Here is a 16091-nt window from a genome sequence, read left to right as displayed (position 1 = left end):
CTGTGGCATACATGCCAATGACGTTCGGGGCAGGGACAGCAACATGGACGATCTTGCGTTGCCGCCGGCAATGAATCTGATCGGTGGGCGCTGGCGGGCGGCGGCCAGCGGCCGGGAACTGCCGATGATCTCGCCGATCGACGGCCAGCCCTTTGCCGCGATCGCGGCGTCCGAGGCCGCCGATGTCGATGCCGCCGTGGCGGCGGCGCGCGCGGCGCTGGCGGGGGAATGGGGGACGCTGAGCGCGGCCCAGCGCGGGCGGCTGCTGCTGCGCCTGGCTCTGCGGGTCGAGGCCGATGCCGAGACCCTGGCGCAGATCGAGACGCGCGACAACGGCAAGCCGATCGCCCAGTCGCGCGCCGACATGACGGCGCTGGTCCGTTATCTGGAATATTACGGCGGCGCCGCCGACAAGCTGCATGGCGATGTCATCCCGTTCCTTCCCGGGCATCAGGCGCTGAGCCTGCGCGAGCCGCATGGCGTGACCGCGCATGTCATTCCCTGGAACTATCCGGTGCAGATTTTCGGCCGCTCGGTGGGCGCGGCACTGGCCATGGGCAATGCCACCGTCACCAAGCCGGCCGAGGACGCCTGCCTGACCATCCTGCGGCTGGGGCAACTGGCCGTTGAGACGGGATTTCCCCCCGGCGCGATCAATATCGTCACCGGTCTGGGCGAGGTGGCGGGCAGGGCACTATGCGAACATCCGGGGGTCGATTTCATCAGCTTTACCGGCTCGCCCCAGGTCGGCCAGCAGATCCAGAGGGCGGCCGCCCGCAACCACATTCCCTGCACGCTGGAGCTGGGCGGAAAGTCGCCGCAAATCGTTTTTGCCGACGCTGATCTGGCAGCGGCGCTGCCGGTGATCGTCAATGCCATCGTCCAGAACGGCGGCCAGACCTGTTCTGCCGGCTCGCGTGTGCTGATCCAGCGCGGCATCTGGGATCGGCTGACCGCGATGCTGGCCCAGGCGTTCGAGGCGGTCGAGGCCCGCCCCTCGACCGAAGGCGCCGTGCTGGGGCCGCTGATCTCGGCCCGCCAGCAGGCGCGGGTCGAGGCCTATATCGCCCAGGCCGATGCTCCGTTGCTGGCACGGGGCCGCATCGCGCCCGCGGTGCCGGCGGGCGGGTTCTATGTCGCGCCGGCGCTGTTCGGCCCGGTCGATCCGCAAAGCCCGCTGGCGCAAGAGGAAATCTTTGGCCCGGTGCTGGCGGCGATCCCCTTCGACACCGAGGCCGAGGCGGTGGCCATTGCCAATGGCACCGATTACGGGCTGGTTGCCGGGGTCTGGACCCGCGACGGCGACCGGCAGGCGCGCATGGCCCGTGCACTGCGCTGTGGCCAGGTGTTCATCAACTGTTATGGCGCCGGCGGCGGGGTGGAGCTGCCCTTTGGCGGGCTGCGCAAATCCGGTCACGGCCGGGAAAAAGGCTTTGTGGCGCTGCAGGAATTTTCGCGCCTCAAGACCATCGTGCATCGATTTGACTGACAGGAGGCGACGGATGCGGCTGCAGGGCAAGACGGCATTGGTGACGGGGGCAGGCTCGGGCTTTGGTCGCGGCATTGCCCAGACCTTTGCGCGCGAAGGGGCGCGGGTCGCGGTGGTCGACATTCGCACCGATGCGGCCGAAAGCGTGGCGCAGGGCATCGGTGGCTCGGCCCTGGCGCTTGGCTGCGACGTCAGCCGGGGCGATCAGGTCGCCGCCACGGTCGAGGCCGCGATGCAAGCCATGGGCGGGCTGGACATCGTGGTCAACAACGCCGGCTGGACGGTGCCCAACGGGCCGCTGCTGGATACGGACGAGGCCGCGTTCCGCCGCATCTTCGACGTGAACGTGCTGTCGATCTTTCACATGACCCACGCGGTCCTGCCGCATTGGCGCCAGCGCGGGCAGGGGGTGATGATCAACGTCGGCTCGACCGCCGGAATTCGGCCGCGTCCTGGCCTGACCTGGTATAACGCCTCGAAGGGGGCGGTGAACACCATGACCCGCAGCCTGGCCGTCGAACTGGCGCCCGAAGGCATCCGCGTGAACGGGCTGGCGCCGGTCATGGGCGAAACCGGGATGCTGTCGCAGTTCATGGGCTGCGAGGACACGCCGGAAAACCGTGCGCGCTTCATCGCGACCATCCCGCTTGGGCGGCTGTCGCAGCCGCAAGACATCGCCAATGCCGCGCTGTTCCTGGCCTCGGACGAGGCGGCCTTCATCACCGGGGTGATATTGGAGGTCGACGGCGGCCGCACGATCTAAGGCGGCTTAGGCGCGGGTCTGCGCCATCCGGGTGGCCAGGTTGCGCCAGGTCAGCGCCAGCAGGAACTGGATCATCAGCACCAGAACAATGGTCGGTGCCGGGGCGCTGTCCAGCCAGAAACTTGCCCATACGCCGCTGGTGCTTGCCACAGCCGCTGCCGCCACGGCCGTGGCCATCATGACCGGCAGCCGCCGTGTCAGCAGAAAGGCGATGGCTCCGGGCGCGATCAACAGCGCCACCGCCAGGATGATCCCCACCGCGCTGAGCATCGCCACCACCGTTGCCGCGACCATGGCCAGAAAGCCGTGCCGCAACAGGCCCAGCGGCAGCCCGGACACCCGCGCCTGCACCGGATCAAAGGCCATCAGCGCCAGATCACGCCATTTCAGCAGCACCACCCCGCCGATCAGCGCCGAAAGCACGCCGGCGATGCGCAGATCCTCGGGGGCGATGCCCAGCATGTTGCCAAACAGGATGTGGTCAAGATGCAGGTCGGTCTGAACCCAAGTATAAAGCACCACCCCCAGCGCGAACATGCCCGACATGACCACGCCCAGCACCGTGTCCTGCTTGACCCGGCTGTTGCCTTGCAGCCAACCCGACAGCAGCGCTGAGCCCAGACCCGCCAGGAATGCGCCCAGGATCAGCGGCAGCCCGGCGATATAGGCCAGCACCACCCCCGGCAGCACCGCATGGCTGACCGCGTCGCCCAGCAGCGACCAGCCGCGCAGCACCAGAAAGCACGACAACAGCCCCGCCGGGACCGAGATCATCAGCCCCACCAGCACCGCATCGCGCATGAAGGGAAAGGAAAGGGGCAGCAGCAAGGCCTCGATCATGCGGCCCTCCCGGCTGAGCCAGCGCGGCGGCGGGCTGCCATCAGCCCGTGTTTCGGCGCCAGCAGGAACACCGCCAGAAAGATCAGCGTCTGCAGGCAGACGATCACCCCGCCGGTCGCCCCGTCCAGAAAGAACGATACATAGGCCCCCAGCGCCGATGTGCTCACCCCGATGGCCACCGACAGCAGGATCAGTCGCGCGAAACGGTCGGTCAGCAGATAGGCGGTGGCGCCGGGCGTGACGACCAGCGCCACCACCAGGAATGCCCCGACGGTCTGCATCGCCGCCACCGTGCATGCCGACAGCAGGGTAAAGAACAGCACCTTCAGCCGACCGGGACGCAGTCCAATGGTGCGGGCGTGGCTTTCGTCAAAGAACACTACCAGCAGGTCGCGCCATTTCAACGACAGGACCAGCAAAGAGATGCCGCCGATCAACACCAGTTGCAGCGTATCCTGCGGGGAAATCGCCAGGATATTGCCCATGGTGATGGTCTGGACCGACACCGCCATCGGGTTGAGCGAAACCATGAACAGGCCCAGCCCGAAAAAGCCGGTGAATATCAGGCCGATGATCGCATCTTCCTTCAAGCCGCTGCGCTGGTTCAGAAACAGCATCGCCAGTGCCGCCAGCCCGCCCGACAGAAAGGCCCCGAGGGCAAAGGGCAGGCCCAGCATATAGGCCCCGGCGACGCCGGGGACGATCGAATGGCTCAGCGCATCGCCGATCAGCGACCAGCCCTTGAGCATCAGATAGGCCGACAGGAAGGCACAGACGCCGCCGACCAGCGCCGAAACCCAGATCGCGTTCCACATGTAGCCATAATCGAACGGCAGCAGCAGGGTCTGGATCATTCCCGTTGCTCCTGCCGCGGTTGCTGCTGGCCGTCATAGAATACCAGCGGTGTTTCGTCATCCGACAGCACCGTCAGCCCGCGCGGGTCGTCGTCATCGTGCAGGTTCTGCGCGCCCAGCACGAAATGCCGCAGCACCCCGCCAAAGGTCAGGCGCAGATTGTCGGGGGTGAACACCTGATCGGTGGGGCCATGGGCCAGCACCGTGCCCTTGACCAACACCACCCGGTCGCAGAATTCGGGCACCGCGCCCAGGTCATGGGTCGAAACCAGCATCACCCGACCCTCGTCGCGCATCTGCCGCAACAGGGTGATGATCGCGGCCTCGGTCTGGACATCGACCCCGGTGAAAGGTTCGTCCAGCAGGATCACCCGGCTGCCCTGCGCCAAGGCGCGGGCCAGGAACACGCGCTTGCGCTGGCCGCCCGAAAGCTCGCCGATCTGGCGGTGGCGATAATCCTGCATGCTGACGCGCGCCAATGCCTGATCGACAGCCTGGCGGTCGGCGGCGCGGGGACGGCGCAGAAACCCCATGTGGCCATAGCGGCCCATCATCACCACATCCTCGACCAGAACCGGAAAGGTCCAGTCCACTTCCTCGGCCTGGGGGACATAGGCGATCAGGTTCTGGCGCAGCGCCTGGGCCACGCTCATGCCCAGCACCCGCACCTCGCCGCGCGCGGCGGGCAGAAAGCCCATCAGCGCCTTGAACAGGGTGGATTTCCCGGCCCCATTCACCCCGACCAGCGCGGTGATCGATCCCGTGGGGACCGCAAAGCTGGCATCGCGCAGCGCGGTGAAGCCGTTGCGATAAGTGACCGTCAGCCCCTGCGCCACGATCCCGTCAGCCATCGGACAGCCCCTTGACGATGGTCTCGGCGGTCACGCGCAGCAGGTCCAGATAGGTCGGCACTGGTCCATCGGCTTCGGACAGGCTGTCGACATACAGCACCCCGCCATAGCGGGCGCCGGTTTCGGCCGCGATCTGGCGCGCCGGCCGGTCCGAGACGGTGCTTTCCGAAAACACCACCGGAATCCGATGTGTGCGGATCGCATCGACGACCCGGCGCACCTGCTGCGGCGTGCCCTGGGCGTCGGCGTTGATCGGCCACAGATACAGTTCCTGCAGGCCGAAATCGCGCGCCAGATAGGAAAACGCCCCCTCTGAGGTGACCAGCCAGCGCCGGTCCGGGGGCAGGGATCGCGCGCGGTCGCGGATCGGGCCGATGGTGGCGGCGATCTTTTCCTTGTAGCTGTCTGCATTGCTGCGATAGCCGCCAGCCCCGGTCGGATCGATCGCGGCCAGCGCCCCCGCGATGTTGTCCACATAGATCATCGCCGAATCCAGGGCCATCCAGGCATGGGGGTTGGGCTTGCCCTGATAGCTGCCGCCCGCAATGGGCATCGGCTCGATCCCCTCGGTCAGCGTGGCCGAAGGCAGGTTGCCCAGATTGCGCAGGAACTGCTCGAACCACAGCTCGAGGTTCAGGCCGTTGCGCAGCACCAGCTGCGCGTCCCGCGCACCGATCAGGTCGCTGGGGGTGGGCTCGTAATTGTGAATCTCGGCCCCCGGCTTGGTGATCGAGACCACATCGACCCGGTCGCCGGCCACATTGCGGGCCATGTCGGCCAGAATGGTAAAGGTGGTCACGACCTTCGGACGTGCGCCCTGGGCCCGCACCAAGGCGGGCGCGGCAAGCATGAACGCCGTGCCGGCCAGAAAGCTTCTGCGCTGCATGATCGACTCCGTTTGCACGCAATATCTGCGAACCGTTCGCAACTGTCAAGCCAGTTGCAATTCGCTCGCAACTAGGTCAGAAAAAGCGGATGGAGATCGAAGCCCGAGCCCTGGCCTTTGAACAGGCCCTGCGCCGCGCCGGCGTGCGCATCACCCGCCAGCGGGCTGCCTTGCTGCGGCTGCTTGCCGCGGCCGAGGATCACCCGGATGCCACGCGCCTGCATCAGCGGGCGACCGACAGCGGCGAAAGCATCTCGCTGGCCACGGTCTATCGGACGCTTGCCGCGCTGGAGTCGCAGGGCGTGATCCTGCGGCTCGAGTTCGAGGGCGAGCCCGCGCGGTTCGAGCCTGCCGACGGCTGCCACCACGACCACATGATCGATGTCGAAACCGGCGAGGTCATGGAGTTCGTCAACGAACGGATCGAGCGGTTGCAGGCAGAAATCGCCGCCGAAATGGGCTATGAAATTGTCCGTCACCGGCTGGAGCTTTACGTGCGGCGCCGCAAATGACGCTGACGATCTTTGACAAGATCATCAGCGATCGCGGATCGCGCTATGCGGTGTCAGGCGCCCCGGCCCGCAACCGAGCCGAGGTGCTGGCGGTTCTGGCCGAACTCAAACGCGACAAGCGTTTTGCCAAGGCCACCCACAACACCTGGGCCGCGATCCTGGACAATGAACCCGTCCGCGACGATGACGGCGAGGCGGGTGCGGCGCAGATCATCCTGCAAATGCTGCAACGGGCCGATCTGCATGACCATGTCGTGATCGTGACGCGATGGTATGGCGGAAAGCATCTGGGTGGCGATCGTTTTAGGCATGTGGTCGATGCCGTGCGGCATTATCTGGCACGGCTCGATCGCTAATTCGGCTCTGGCGCGGCGTGGGCGCGCAGCAGCTCCAGCGGCACGATGTCCAGCGTGCGGATATGCGTGGCTTGCAGCAGCACGCGCGGCGCTGCGAATTCCTGTGCGGCCTGAAGGAACCTGCTGGCGCACAGGCACCAGCGGTCGCCCGGCTTTAACCCCGGAAAGCGGAATTCGGGGCGCGGGGTGCTGAGGTCGTTGCCCAGATATTTCGACAGCGCCAGAAACTCGGCATCGACGATCACGCAGACGGTATGACGCCCGCGATCCTCGGGGCCGGTATTGCAGCAGCCATCCCTATAGAAGCCGGTCAGCGGCGCATTGGAACAGGGCAGCAGCTTGCCGCCCAGGACATTGATCTGCGGTTCCATCATCAAGGCTCCATGGTGGTGACCGACCCGACGCAATCTTCGACCTGAAGGCGCAGCGTTTTGCCGTCAGGCGATGCCCGAAGATATTGCGCCGCCGGGCGATCAAACACCAGTCGTCACCTTCCGGCAGAGGCTTGCGTCGCGTGCATTTCATCGACCGCCTGGGAAAATGCGCAAGGCAAAAATTTGAAAGTCTGACGCTTTCTGCTCTAACATAATGAATTATATGAATTTACCTGAACTTCTGACCCAGTGCCCTCAGTTTGTCGGCAAAGGTGGCGGGGGCAGGGTCCGGCTGCGGCGTGGAAACGATTCCCGACGCGGACCCTGGCCGGGCGGGCATGGGTTCGGCTGTGGGCTGATGTCCGGCGGCCTTCTTGCCACCATGGACCGCATTCATGAAACGGCCATCGTCGCCTGCGGCGAGATGCTCTGCGCCATCGGAAATGGCGCGCAACAGATCGTCCAGCATCCTCGCTTCGGCCTTGGGGAAATCGGACAGCACATAATCAGCGACCCGATTCTTGTCGCCCGGGTGACCCACCCCGATGCGCAGCCGCCGGTAACTGTCGCCGATATGCTGATGCAGCGAGCGTAGGCCGTTATGCCCGGCATGCCCGCCCCCGGTCTTGAGCCGCAGCTTGCCCGGCGGCAGGTCCAGCTCGTCATGCAGCACCAGCACGTCGGCCGGCGTCAGCTTCAGATAGCGCATCGCCTCGCCCACGGACTGACCCGACAGGTTCATGAAGGTCGCAGGTTTCAGCAGCAGCACGCGCTGTTCGCCCAGCCGGCCTTCGGTCGTTTCGCCCTGAAAGCGACTGCGCCAAACCGGAAAGCCATGATCGGCGGCGATGCGGTCCAGTGCCATGAAACCCACGTTATGACGATTGGCGGCGTATTTCGGACCGGGATTGCCCAGCCCCACGATCAGTTTCATGCGTTTCTCCGTCCTGGGGCGACAGATTAGCGGGCGTGCGAAAGCGGGGCAAATTTTATCGCTCTCTTGTCCTTGGGGCGCGGCGTTACTAAGACTCTGTCAACCTTTCGCGCCTAAGACCGATCCCTGGCGATCGCTGGCAGTCGGGCGAATCGCGAAACGGGCAGGCCAGGCAGGGACAAGAGCAAGGACAGACATGCACGATCCGGCAGAATTCTACATGAACACCCTCGTCCCCATGGTCGTCGAACAGACCAGCCGCGGCGAACGTGCCTATGACATCTTTTCGCGCCTGCTCAAGGAACGGATCATCTTTCTGTCGGGGCCCGTCCATGACGGCATGGCGACGCTGATTTCGGCGCAGCTGCTGTTTCTCGAGGCGGAAAACCCGACCAAGGACATCAGCATGTATATCAACAGCCCCGGCGGCGTCGTGACTGCCGGCCTGTCGATCTATGACACGATGCAATACATCAAGCCGCGCGTCTCGACCCTGGTCGTGGGGCAGGCGGCCTCGATGGGGTCTCTTCTGCTGTGCGCGGGCCAGCCCGGGCAGCGCTATTCGCTTCCCAACAGCCGGATCATGGTGCACCAGCCCTCGGGCGGCTTTCAGGGCCAGGCAACCGATATCCTGATTCACGCGCGCGAAACCGAAAAGTTGAAGCGGCGGCTGAACGAAATCTACGTCACCCACACCGGCCGCACGCTTGAAGAGGTCGAGCAGGCGCTGGAGCGCGATCGCTTCATGTCGCCGGAAGAAGCGCGGGACTGGGGCTTGATCGACGAAATCCTGGTGGCGCGCGGCAAGGCCGAGCCCGGGGCCTGATTGTTGGGCCGATCGCTAAACTTGGGGCTTTTTGGGGATTGTGACGCGCCATGGCGGCCCGTAACATGACCATGACGCGTGTCCGGTTCCGGCCGGCCACGCACACAGGCGGCTCTCGGGCGCATGGATCCGGTAGCCGATGCAGTACGAGGATCAATTGATGGCCAGTCAGTCCGGTGGCGACAGCAAGAACACGCTCTATTGCAGCTTCTGCGGCAAGAGCCAGCATGAGGTCCGCAAGCTGATTGCCGGCCCGACGGTCTTTATCTGCGATGAATGTGTCGAACTGTGCATGGACATCATCCGCGAGGAGACCAAGACCTCGGCGCTGAAGTCCGGCAACGGCGTGCCCACCCCGCGCGAAATCTGCAACGTGCTGGACGATTACGTGATCGGTCAGGAACATGCCAAGCGCGTGTTGTCGGTCGCCGTGCACAATCATTACAAGCGCCTGAACCACAGTTCCAAGACCGACATCGAACTGGCGAAATCGAATATCCTGCTGATCGGTCCGACCGGCTGTGGCAAGACGCTTCTGGCCCAGACCCTGGCCCGGATTCTGGACGTGCCCTTTACCATGGCCGACGCCACCACCCTGACCGAGGCGGGCTATGTCGGCGAGGATGTCGAAAACATCATCCTGAAACTGTTGCAGGCCAGCGAATACAACGTCGAGCGTGCGCAACGCGGCATCGTCTATATCGACGAGGTCGACAAGATCACGCGCAAGTCCGACAACCCCTCGATCACCCGCGACGTGTCTGGCGAGGGTGTGCAACAGGCTCTGTTGAAGATCATGGAGGGCACGGTGGCCAGCGTTCCGCCCCAAGGCGGCCGCAAGCATCCTCAGCAGGAATTCCTGCAGGTGGACACCACCAACATCCTGTTCATCTGCGGCGGCGCCTTTGCCGGGCTGGACCGGATCATCGCGCAGCGCAACAAGGGCACCGCCATGGGCTTTGGTGCCAGCGTCAAGGAAAACGACGACAAGGGCGTGGGCGAACTGTTCAAGCAGCTCGAGCCCGAGGATCTGTTGAAATTCGGCCTGATCCCCGAGTTTGTCGGCCGCCTGCCGGTCATCGCCACGCTGGGTGACCTGGATGAGCAGGCGCTGATCACGATCCTGACCCAGCCCAAGAATGCGCTGGTCAAGCAGTATCAGCGTCTGTTCGAGCTGGAAGGCGTCAAGCTGACCTTCACCGAAGATGCGTTGGTGGCCATTGCGCGCCGCGCCATCAAGCGCAAGACCGGCGCGCGGGGACTGCGTTCGATCATGGAGGATATCCTGCTGGACACGATGTTCGATCTGCCCGGCATGGATAGCGTCGAGGAAGTGGTGGTGAACGAAGAGGCGGTCGACAATCCCGCAGCCAAGCCCTTGCTGATCCACACCGACGCCAAGAAGGAAACGGCCACCGCCAGCTGATCCGTCCGCTTGGCGCACTGCACGCCATAGGCTGGCGGATTGTGTGCTGACTGGACCTTGTCCGGGATTTGGGCCATAACCCGGCGAAAGAAACTAGAAGGTTCGTTGCCATGTCGCTTCTGCTGCGCATCCTGACCTGGTGGAACAGCCAGACCTTGAATACCCAGGTCTGGACCAGGCTTTATGGCGAAAAGGTCGGTGAGGACGATCAGGGTAACGTCTATTACCAATCAGGCGGCGGCAAGCGGCGCTGGGTCATCTACAATGGCGAGGCTGAAGCCAGCCGCGTTTCCCCCGAATGGCATGGATGGTTGCACCATACCTATAAATTGCCGCCGACGCAGGATCCCTTGGGGCACAAGGCCTGGGAAAAGCCACACCTGCCCAACCTGACCGGAACAGCAGAAGCTTATCGCCCTGCGGGATCGCTTTACCGTGCCAAGCCGGTGGAACGCCGCGATTACGACGCCTGGCAGCCAGAGTAATCAATGCAATCCAGGGCTGAACGGGCCGAATTCTGGGTCGGGGCGTTGGTTCTGGCCATTGCCGCCCTGTTCCTTTTCTGGTCAACCAAGGGAACAACAATGTCGGCGCGACTGGGTTCGGGTTACGAATTGCGCGCCGCCTTCCCCAGCGTGGACGGCATCGAAATAGGCACAGAAGTCAGAGTTGCGGGTGTCCGGATCGGCAAGGTTACCGGGATCGAGCTGGATCCCCAGACTTATCTGGCCGAGGCGCGCATGGCTTTGCCCGCTGCCTTGCAGCTTCCGGTCGATAGCGCGGCCTTGATCCAGTCCGACGGCTTGCTTGGTGGGGCCTATATCGAATTGCAGCCCGGCGGCGCTGACGAGTTGCTTCAACCCGGCGACGAGATCGAAGATGTGCAAGGGGCGGTCAGCCTGCTTACCTTGATGATGAAGTTTGTCGATGCGCAATCCTCGCGGGATGGAAATCCATGATCAGGACTATGATCCATGCCTGCGCGTGCCTGGTCTTGGTCGCTTTGCCTTTGAATGCCCAGGATATTTCTCCCGAGGATGATCGCCTGCTGATCGATCCGGCGTTCAGCGACGATCCGCAGGATGTCGTGCCCGCCGAACCTTCGGCGGCAGAGCGCCAACGCGCGGTCGAAGCTGCTCGAGGCCCGGAAACTGCCCGGGGGAAACGGGCTGAACTGCGGGGGCTCGACAAGGTTACGGGCCGAACGCATGATCTTTCTCTGGCAATCGGTGATGTGGTCCAGTTCGGGCGTTTGCAGGTCAGGCTGAACGAATGCCGCTTTCCTGCGGCTGATCCGGGGTCTGATGCTTATGCCGAATTGACCATCACCGACAGCCGGCAGGACAAGCGCGTGTTTTCCGGCTGGATGATTGCCTCGGCGCCGGCATTATCTGCCATGGATGATCCGCGCTATGATGTCTGGGTGATTTCCTGCAGCAACGCCTGAGCGTCGGGTAAAGCCTGCGCCGTGATGTCTGCCGAAAGACGCAAGGCGGCGGAAAGCCGTCGGCGATATTCGCGACGCGGCAGTGATATGCCCCCCAACGAGGCCAGGTGAGGATTGGGATATTGCGTATCCCACAAGGTGAAACCGCAGCGCGCAAGATGCTGGGAAAGCCAGAACAACGCCATTTTCGAGCCATTGCTGCGGCGTGAAAACATGCTTTCGGCAAAGAATGCGGCCCCAAGCGTCAGGCCGAATGTGCCCCCGACCAATTCATCGCCGTCATAGACCTCGATCGAATGTGCATGGCCCATCGCGTGCAGCTGCTGATAGAGAAGCTTCAGGGGCTCATTGATCCAGGTTTCCGGGCGGTCAGCACAATTCTGGACCACCGCCATGAAATCGCCGTTGAGCCGGGCTTGCCAATGGCTGCGCGCCATGAAGCGGCGCATGGACCGTGACAGGTGAAGCCGGCCGATGGGCAGGATGCCTCGCAATTCCGGTTCGAACCAGTAAAGGTTTGGGTCGGCGGCCGATTCGGCCATCGGGAAGATCCCTCTGGCATAGCCTGCAAGCATCTCGGCGGCGGTCAGGCCCCCCATCATTCGGGGGCCATTGGCCGGTATTCGGACATGGCTCAGCCGGCGTTGAATTCGGCCAGCCAACGCTCGAGCCAGTGGATCGAATAGTCGCCGCGCTGGATGTCGGGATTTTTCAGCAGTTCGCGGAACAGCGGGATCGTGGTGTCGATACCATCGACGATCAATTCCCCCAGGGCCCGGTTCAGCCGCGCCAATGCCTCGGGCCGGTCGCGGCCATGCACGATCAGCTTTCCGATCAGACTGTCGTAATAGGGCGGAATCCGGTAGCCGTCATAGATTGCCGAATCCATGCGCACTCCCAGCCCGCCGGGCGCATGATACTGGCTAATGCGCCCGGGCGAGGGGGTAAAGTTCGGCAGCTTCTCGGCGTTGATGCGCACCTCGATGGCATGGCCGCGGATCTGAAGATCCTGCTGCTGGAACTCCATCGGCTCGCCGGCGGCCACCAGGATTTGCTGCCGAACCAGATCGACGCCGAAAATTGCCTCGGTCACCGGGTGTTCGACCTGCAGGCGGGTGTTCATCTCGATGAAATAGAACTGCCCGTCCTCGAACAGGAATTCGATGGTTCCCGCGCCACGATACCCCAACCTGGCAACGGCATTGGCGCAGATGCTGCCGATTTCGGCGCGCTGCTCGGGCGTGATGACAGGGCCCGGAGCCTCCTCGAAAACCTTTTGATGGCGGCGTTGCAGCGAACAATCGCGTTCGCCCAGATGCACGGCATTGCCGCGGCCATCCCCGAATACCTGAATTTCGATATGACGCGGTCGCTGCAGATACTTCTCGATATAGACTTCATCATTGCCGAATGCGGCCTTGGCTTCGGCACGGGCAGTGCGGAAGGCGTTTTCCAGACCGGCCTCATCCGGGGCCACCTTCATGCCGCGGCCGCCACCGCCTGCGGTAGCCTTGATGATGACGGGATAGCCGATCTCGGCCGCGATCCGCTTGGCCGCCGCCACGTCGGGCACCCCCCCATCCGAGCCAGGCACGACCGGGATGCCAAGCGCCTTGGCGGTCTCCTTGGCGGTAATCTTGTCGCCCATGATGCGGATATGTTCCGCCGAGGGGCCGATGAAGGTGATGCCGTGATCCTCGACCATCTGCACGAAGCCGGCATTTTCGGAAAGAAAGCCGTATCCGGGATGGATGGCCTGGGCGCCGGTGATCTCGCAGGCGGAAATGATGGCCGGTGGCGAAAGATAGCTGTCCGTCGAAGGCGGTGGGCCGATGCAGACGGATTCGTCGGCCATGCGCACATGCATGGCATCGGCATCTGCGGTGGAATGCACCGCAACCGAGGCGATGCCCATTTCGCGGCAAGCACGAATCACCCGCAGCGCGATCTCGCCACGGTTGGCAATCAGGATCTTGTCGAACATTCGCGCCTCACTCGACGACCATCAGGGGCGCGCCGAACTCGACCGGGCTGCCGTCGTCGACGAAGATGCGCTTGACCGTGCCGGCGCGGGGCGAGGGGATGTGGTTCATGGTTTTCATCGCCTCGACGATCATCAGCGTGTCGCCCTCCTTCACCTGCTGACCCAGGGCAACAAAGGGTGTCGCGCCCGGTTCCGGCGACAGATAGGCGGTGCCGACCATGGGCGAGGTGACAACGCCGGGCAGAGTGGCGGGATCGTCGTTCGCGACGGGGGCGGCAGCGGCCGGTGCCGGCGCAGCAGCTGGCGCAGCCGCCGAGGGCGCGGCAGGTGCCGTCGCATAGGTCTGAACCGCGAGCTGCTTGGGGTGTTTCGACAGGCTGACGGTCAGCCGATCGTTTTCGTCGTATTCGCGCTTGACGGTAAGTTCGGTCAGGCTGTTGCGTTCCAGCAGTTCGGCCAGCGCCTGAATAAAGGCTACATCGCCTTCGTGATGACGCTTTTCGTGACCAGCGTGTTTGGAATCGTCGCTCATGCCGTCCTCTGGATATGTTTGTTGGGCCGCCTTGTCGCTGCTGCGGCGTTTCGGGGGTTTATAGACCAGGCTGACTGCCAAGGAAAAGGGTTTCGCCCTTCAGTCACGGTGTTTCCAGCGCCGGTGCACCCAGAACCACTGATCCATATGTTTGCGCACAAGCCGTTCCAGGTCGTCGTTCAGCGCCTGCATCATGGTCGCGGCATCCCCATGTGCGACCGGATCGCCGACATGGATGTGAAAGCTGATCCCATCGGATTGCCGGATGCCGGCAACAGGCAGAATCAACGCATCGTGGCGCAGCGCCAGCTCGGCCGGGGTCAGCACGGTTTTCGTGGGCAGGCCGAAAAATCGCAACTCGGCACCATGGTCGTCGAACTGGTCAAAGCCCAGCGCCAACCAGCCCCCGCCCTTCAGAAAGCGCAGCATCGCGGCAAGTCCAGCGCGGCCACGCGGGAACAGCGGTTGCGCGATCGCCTGCATCGCCGGAATATAGTGGCGATTGAAGGCCTCGTTGTTCATGGGCCGATACAGCGCGCCAACCGGCCAGCCACGCAGTGCCAGGGCAGCGCGCATGGCATCGTAATTGCCGAAATGCGCGACCGCCAGGATCACCGGCCGGCCGGCCTGGGCAGCCTGTTCCAGCGCCGCCAGCCCTGGGCCGCCCAGATGGCCGGTTTGCTGGATGCGGCCGATGAACTCGGTTCCCGAATAGATTTCGGCCAGAGAGCGCCCCGCATTGTCCGGGACAGCCCGGGTCAGGCGCCGGACTTCGCGCTGCGTCAGATCAGGACGGGCGAGGGCCAGGTTATCGCGGATGCGCCCGCGCCAGCCCGCCAGGGGCGCCAGCACATGCGCAAACAGCCAACCCATCGCCGGCACGCGACGATCATAGGGCAGCATTCGTGCAAGCCCCATCACCACCAGAAAGGCGGCATTGGCCAATCGGTCGCGCAGGGGCGGTTTCGCCTTGGGCTGCGGCTCGCTCATCTGCTGTCGGCTTCCCTCATCGCACGCGCTTCGCGCATCCAGACATATAGGCCCGCGCCCACGACGATCAACGCACCGATGACAGTCCAGAAATCGGGCAGGGTGCCCCAGAAGAGCCAGCCCCACAGCCCCGCCCAGACCAGGCCGGTATAACCGAATGGCGCGATGGCGCCGGCTTCGGCCAAAGCAAAGGCGCGGATCAGCATGGCCTGGGCAATGGTGCCCAGAATACCTACCAGAACAAAGGCCCACAGGTCGCCCGCCGCCACCGGCTGCCAGAAGAAGGGCACCGCCAGGGTCGTCAGGACCGTGCCGACGCTGGCCGACCACAGGATCGAGGTTGCGGTGCTGTCGCTGCGTGCAAGGCGGGTCAGCAGCGCCCCCGCCGCGTAGCTGAAGGCCGCCAGCAGCGGCAGCAGCGCCGCCGGCTGAAAGACGCTGGCGCCGGGGCGAATGATGATCAGCGCCCCGCACAGCGCCACCAGGATGCCGATGATGCGGCGAATGCCGATCCGCTCGCCCAGAAACAGCGCTGCGCCTAGGGTGATCAGCACCGGATTGATGTCCATGATCGCCGTCGCCTCGGCCAGGCCGATGAATTGCAGCGCGGCAAAGAACAACCCGACCGAGCCCAGTTGCGTCAGCCCTCGGAACAGCTGCAAGACCGGCCGCCGCGTGGCCATGGTCGCCCGCAGTCGCGGGGCAAAGATCGCGGCCACGATGGCCAGATTGGTGACGAAGCGCGCCCAGACGATCTGGACCGGATGATAGCTGGTCGCCAGGTATTTTGCGGTGGCGTCCATCAGCGTGAAGGTAAATATCGCCAGCAGCAGCAACAGGATGCCCTGCATCTGGCTGCCCTTGGGCGGTGACAGTGCGGCTGCGGTGCCGGGGGCGGCGAGCGGGGGGTGACTCATGCGGATGTTCCCTTCGCTGCCGGTTATGCCGGGGCTGGGCGTCGGGGTCCATGGCCTTTGACAAGGCGCAGACAAGGAACGGCCGCGCCCATGGCGCGGCCGATCGTCGT

The 16091-nt window shown here is 64.2% G+C and carries 20 protein-coding genes; 9 read left to right on the top strand and 11 right to left on the bottom strand.

Features of this window, described 5'->3' with window-relative positions:
* The first annotated feature begins 43 nt into the window (after window positions 1–43).
* Both GB880_RS12545 and GB880_RS12540 read left to right on the top strand, forming a co-directional pair.
* Complete coding sequence (locus GB880_RS12545; protein WP_263467168.1) at window positions 44–1489, top strand: aldehyde dehydrogenase family protein; 1446 nt, start codon at window positions 44–46, stop codon at window positions 1487–1489.
* A gap of 13 nt (window positions 1490–1502) precedes the next feature.
* Window positions 1503–2252 (top strand): SDR family oxidoreductase, encoded by a 750-nt coding sequence (locus GB880_RS12540; protein ID WP_229774251.1) that lies wholly within the window; start codon window positions 1503–1505, stop codon window positions 2250–2252.
* Between the two features lie 6 nt (window positions 2253–2258).
* Here the strand turns inward: GB880_RS12540 and GB880_RS12535 are convergent, their stop codons facing one another.
* Genes GB880_RS12535 through GB880_RS12520 form a run of 4 tightly spaced genes read right to left on the bottom strand, consistent with a single transcriptional unit; the run spans window position 2259 to window position 5683 of the window.
* Window positions 2259–3092 (bottom strand): metal ABC transporter permease, encoded by an 834-nt coding sequence (locus GB880_RS12535; protein ID WP_154490136.1) that lies wholly within the window; start codon window positions 3090–3092, stop codon window positions 2259–2261.
* Window positions 3089–3946, bottom strand: a complete 858-nt coding sequence (locus tag GB880_RS12530) for a metal ABC transporter permease (RefSeq protein WP_154490134.1) — start codon at window positions 3944–3946, stop codon at window positions 3089–3091. Before GB880_RS12530 ends, GB880_RS12535 begins: the two co-directional genes overlap by 4 nt.
* A complete protein-coding gene (locus tag GB880_RS12525) occupies window positions 3943–4797 on the bottom strand; it encodes a manganese/iron ABC transporter ATP-binding protein (RefSeq protein ID WP_154490132.1) in 855 nt (284 codons plus the stop codon). The genes GB880_RS12530 and GB880_RS12525 overlap by 4 nt, the downstream gene beginning before the upstream one ends.
* Complete coding sequence (locus tag GB880_RS12520; protein ID WP_154490130.1) at window positions 4790–5683, bottom strand: metal ABC transporter substrate-binding protein; 894 nt, start codon at window positions 5681–5683, stop codon at window positions 4790–4792. Before GB880_RS12520 ends, GB880_RS12525 begins: the two co-directional genes overlap by 8 nt.
* An 89-nt stretch (window positions 5684–5772) precedes the next feature.
* Between GB880_RS12520 and GB880_RS12515 the strand changes: the two genes are divergently transcribed.
* On the top strand, window positions 5773–6195 hold the full coding sequence (locus GB880_RS12515; RefSeq protein ID WP_154490128.1) for a Fur family transcriptional regulator: 423 nt from the start codon (window positions 5773–5775) through the stop codon (window positions 6193–6195).
* Complete coding sequence (locus GB880_RS12510) at window positions 6192–6551, top strand: YigZ family protein (RefSeq protein ID WP_154490126.1); 360 nt, start codon at window positions 6192–6194, stop codon at window positions 6549–6551. The genes GB880_RS12515 and GB880_RS12510 overlap by 4 nt, the downstream gene beginning before the upstream one ends.
* On the opposite strand, the gene GB880_RS12505 is transcribed toward GB880_RS12510, so the two are convergent.
* Entirely contained in the window at window positions 6548–6925 is a 378-nt protein-coding gene (locus GB880_RS12505; protein WP_195840748.1) for a DUF2237 family protein, read from the bottom strand. The two genes, GB880_RS12510 and GB880_RS12505, sit on opposite strands and share 4 nt — an antisense overlap.
* A 229-nt stretch (window positions 6926–7154) precedes the next feature.
* A complete protein-coding gene (gene pth / locus GB880_RS12500; protein ID WP_154490124.1) occupies window positions 7155–7859 on the bottom strand; it encodes an aminoacyl-tRNA hydrolase in 705 nt (234 codons plus the stop codon).
* A 196-nt stretch (window positions 7860–8055) separates the two neighbouring features.
* Between pth and GB880_RS12495 the strand changes: the two genes are divergently transcribed.
* The 5 genes from GB880_RS12495 to GB880_RS12475 all read left to right on the top strand — a co-directional run bounded on the left by GB880_RS12495 (window position 8056) and on the right by GB880_RS12475 (window position 11558).
* Window positions 8056–8685, top strand: a complete 630-nt coding sequence (locus GB880_RS12495) for an ATP-dependent Clp protease proteolytic subunit (protein ID WP_154490122.1) — start codon at window positions 8056–8058, stop codon at window positions 8683–8685.
* Window positions 8686–8845: 160 nt separating this feature from the next.
* On the top strand, window positions 8846–10111 hold the full coding sequence (gene clpX, locus GB880_RS12490) for an ATP-dependent Clp protease ATP-binding subunit ClpX (protein WP_154490120.1): 1266 nt from the start codon (window positions 8846–8848) through the stop codon (window positions 10109–10111).
* Window positions 10112–10221: 110 nt separating this feature from the next.
* Window positions 10222–10596: an NADH:ubiquinone oxidoreductase subunit NDUFA12 gene (locus GB880_RS12485; RefSeq protein WP_154490118.1), complete on the top strand. Its 375-nt coding sequence runs from the start codon at window positions 10222–10224 to the stop codon at window positions 10594–10596.
* Window positions 10597–10641: 45 nt separating this feature from the next.
* Window positions 10642–11070: an outer membrane lipid asymmetry maintenance protein MlaD gene (gene mlaD / locus GB880_RS12480; protein WP_327077746.1), complete on the top strand. Its 429-nt coding sequence runs from the start codon at window positions 10642–10644 to the stop codon at window positions 11068–11070.
* Window positions 11067–11558 (top strand): DUF2155 domain-containing protein, encoded by a 492-nt coding sequence (locus tag GB880_RS12475; RefSeq protein WP_154490114.1) that lies wholly within the window; start codon window positions 11067–11069, stop codon window positions 11556–11558. The genes mlaD and GB880_RS12475 overlap by 4 nt, the downstream gene beginning before the upstream one ends.
* On the opposite strand, the gene aat is transcribed toward GB880_RS12475, so the two are convergent.
* The 5 genes from aat to GB880_RS12450 form a co-directional block, all read right to left on the bottom strand.
* Window positions 11522–12160: a leucyl/phenylalanyl-tRNA--protein transferase gene (gene aat / locus GB880_RS12470; RefSeq protein ID WP_154490112.1), complete on the bottom strand. Its 639-nt coding sequence runs from the start codon at window positions 12158–12160 to the stop codon at window positions 11522–11524. The genes GB880_RS12475 and aat overlap by 37 nt on opposite strands.
* Window positions 12161–12192: 32 nt before the next feature.
* Complete coding sequence (gene accC, locus GB880_RS12465; RefSeq protein ID WP_154490110.1) at window positions 12193–13542, bottom strand: acetyl-CoA carboxylase biotin carboxylase subunit; 1350 nt, start codon at window positions 13540–13542, stop codon at window positions 12193–12195.
* 7 nt (window positions 13543–13549) lie between these two features.
* Window positions 13550–14074, bottom strand: a complete 525-nt coding sequence (accB, locus tag GB880_RS12460) for an acetyl-CoA carboxylase biotin carboxyl carrier protein (RefSeq protein ID WP_154490108.1) — start codon at window positions 14072–14074, stop codon at window positions 13550–13552.
* 99 nt (window positions 14075–14173) lie between these two features.
* The gene (locus GB880_RS12455; protein ID WP_154490106.1) at window positions 14174–15064 is read right to left on the bottom strand and encodes a lysophospholipid acyltransferase family protein; all 891 of its coding nucleotides are present in this window, start codon (window positions 15062–15064) and stop codon (window positions 14174–14176) included.
* Window positions 15061–15981 carry a DMT family transporter gene (locus GB880_RS12450; RefSeq protein ID WP_154490104.1) on the bottom strand — a complete coding sequence of 307 codons (921 nt, stop codon included), beginning with the start codon at window positions 15979–15981 and terminating at the stop codon, window positions 15061–15063. Before GB880_RS12450 ends, GB880_RS12455 begins: the two co-directional genes overlap by 4 nt.
* Between the last annotated feature and the right edge of the window lie 110 nt (window positions 15982–16091).

The organism is Paracoccus sp. SMMA_5_TC, from assembly GCF_009696685.2.
In the GTDB taxonomy this organism is placed as follows: domain Bacteria; phylum Pseudomonadota; class Alphaproteobacteria; order Rhodobacterales; family Rhodobacteraceae; genus Paracoccus.
Note: the sequence above shows the minus strand (reverse complement) of the source record. Positions and strands in the feature narration are given on the sequence as shown.

Excerpts from the sequence above, each read along its gene's own strand:
- GB880_RS12540 (WP_229774251.1), top strand. The coding sequence starts at position 1,503 with ATGCGGCTGCAGGGCAAGACGGCATTGGTGACGGGGGCAGGCTCGGGC.
- GB880_RS12485 (WP_154490118.1), top strand. The coding sequence starts at position 10,222 with ATGTCGCTTCTGCTGCGCATCCTGACCTGGTGGAACAGCCAGACCTTG.
- GB880_RS12535 (WP_154490136.1), bottom strand. The coding sequence starts at position 3,092 with ATGATCGAGGCCTTGCTGCTGCCCCTTTCCTTTCCCTTCATGCGCGAT.
- accB (WP_154490108.1), bottom strand. The coding sequence starts at position 14,074 with ATGAGCGACGATTCCAAACACGCTGGTCACGAAAAGCGTCATCACGAA.
- clpX (WP_154490120.1), top strand. The coding sequence starts at position 8,846 with ATGGCCAGTCAGTCCGGTGGCGACAGCAAGAACACGCTCTATTGCAGC.
- GB880_RS12450 (WP_154490104.1), bottom strand. The coding sequence starts at position 15,981 with ATGAGTCACCCCCCGCTCGCCGCCCCCGGCACCGCAGCCGCACTGTCA.
- aat (WP_154490112.1), bottom strand. The coding sequence starts at position 12,160 with ATGATGGGGGGCCTGACCGCCGCCGAGATGCTTGCAGGCTATGCCAGA.
- GB880_RS12525 (WP_154490132.1), bottom strand. The coding sequence starts at position 4,797 with ATGGCTGACGGGATCGTGGCGCAGGGGCTGACGGTCACTTATCGCAAC.
- GB880_RS12520 (WP_154490130.1), bottom strand. The coding sequence starts at position 5,683 with ATGCAGCGCAGAAGCTTTCTGGCCGGCACGGCGTTCATGCTTGCCGCG.
- GB880_RS12510 (WP_154490126.1), top strand. The coding sequence starts at position 6,192 with ATGACGCTGACGATCTTTGACAAGATCATCAGCGATCGCGGATCGCGC.
- GB880_RS12475 (WP_154490114.1), top strand. The coding sequence starts at position 11,067 with ATGATCAGGACTATGATCCATGCCTGCGCGTGCCTGGTCTTGGTCGCT.
- accC (WP_154490110.1), bottom strand. The coding sequence starts at position 13,542 with ATGTTCGACAAGATCCTGATTGCCAACCGTGGCGAGATCGCGCTGCGG.
- pth (WP_154490124.1), bottom strand. The coding sequence starts at position 7,859 with ATGAAACTGATCGTGGGGCTGGGCAATCCCGGTCCGAAATACGCCGCC.
- GB880_RS12455 (WP_154490106.1), bottom strand. The coding sequence starts at position 15,064 with ATGAGCGAGCCGCAGCCCAAGGCGAAACCGCCCCTGCGCGACCGATTG.
- GB880_RS12530 (WP_154490134.1), bottom strand. The coding sequence starts at position 3,946 with ATGATCCAGACCCTGCTGCTGCCGTTCGATTATGGCTACATGTGGAAC.
- GB880_RS12505 (WP_195840748.1), bottom strand. The coding sequence starts at position 6,925 with ATGATGGAACCGCAGATCAATGTCCTGGGCGGCAAGCTGCTGCCCTGT.
- GB880_RS12495 (WP_154490122.1), top strand. The coding sequence starts at position 8,056 with ATGCACGATCCGGCAGAATTCTACATGAACACCCTCGTCCCCATGGTC.
- GB880_RS12545 (WP_263467168.1), top strand. The coding sequence starts at position 44 with ATGGACGATCTTGCGTTGCCGCCGGCAATGAATCTGATCGGTGGGCGC.
- GB880_RS12515 (WP_154490128.1), top strand. The coding sequence starts at position 5,773 with ATGGAGATCGAAGCCCGAGCCCTGGCCTTTGAACAGGCCCTGCGCCGC.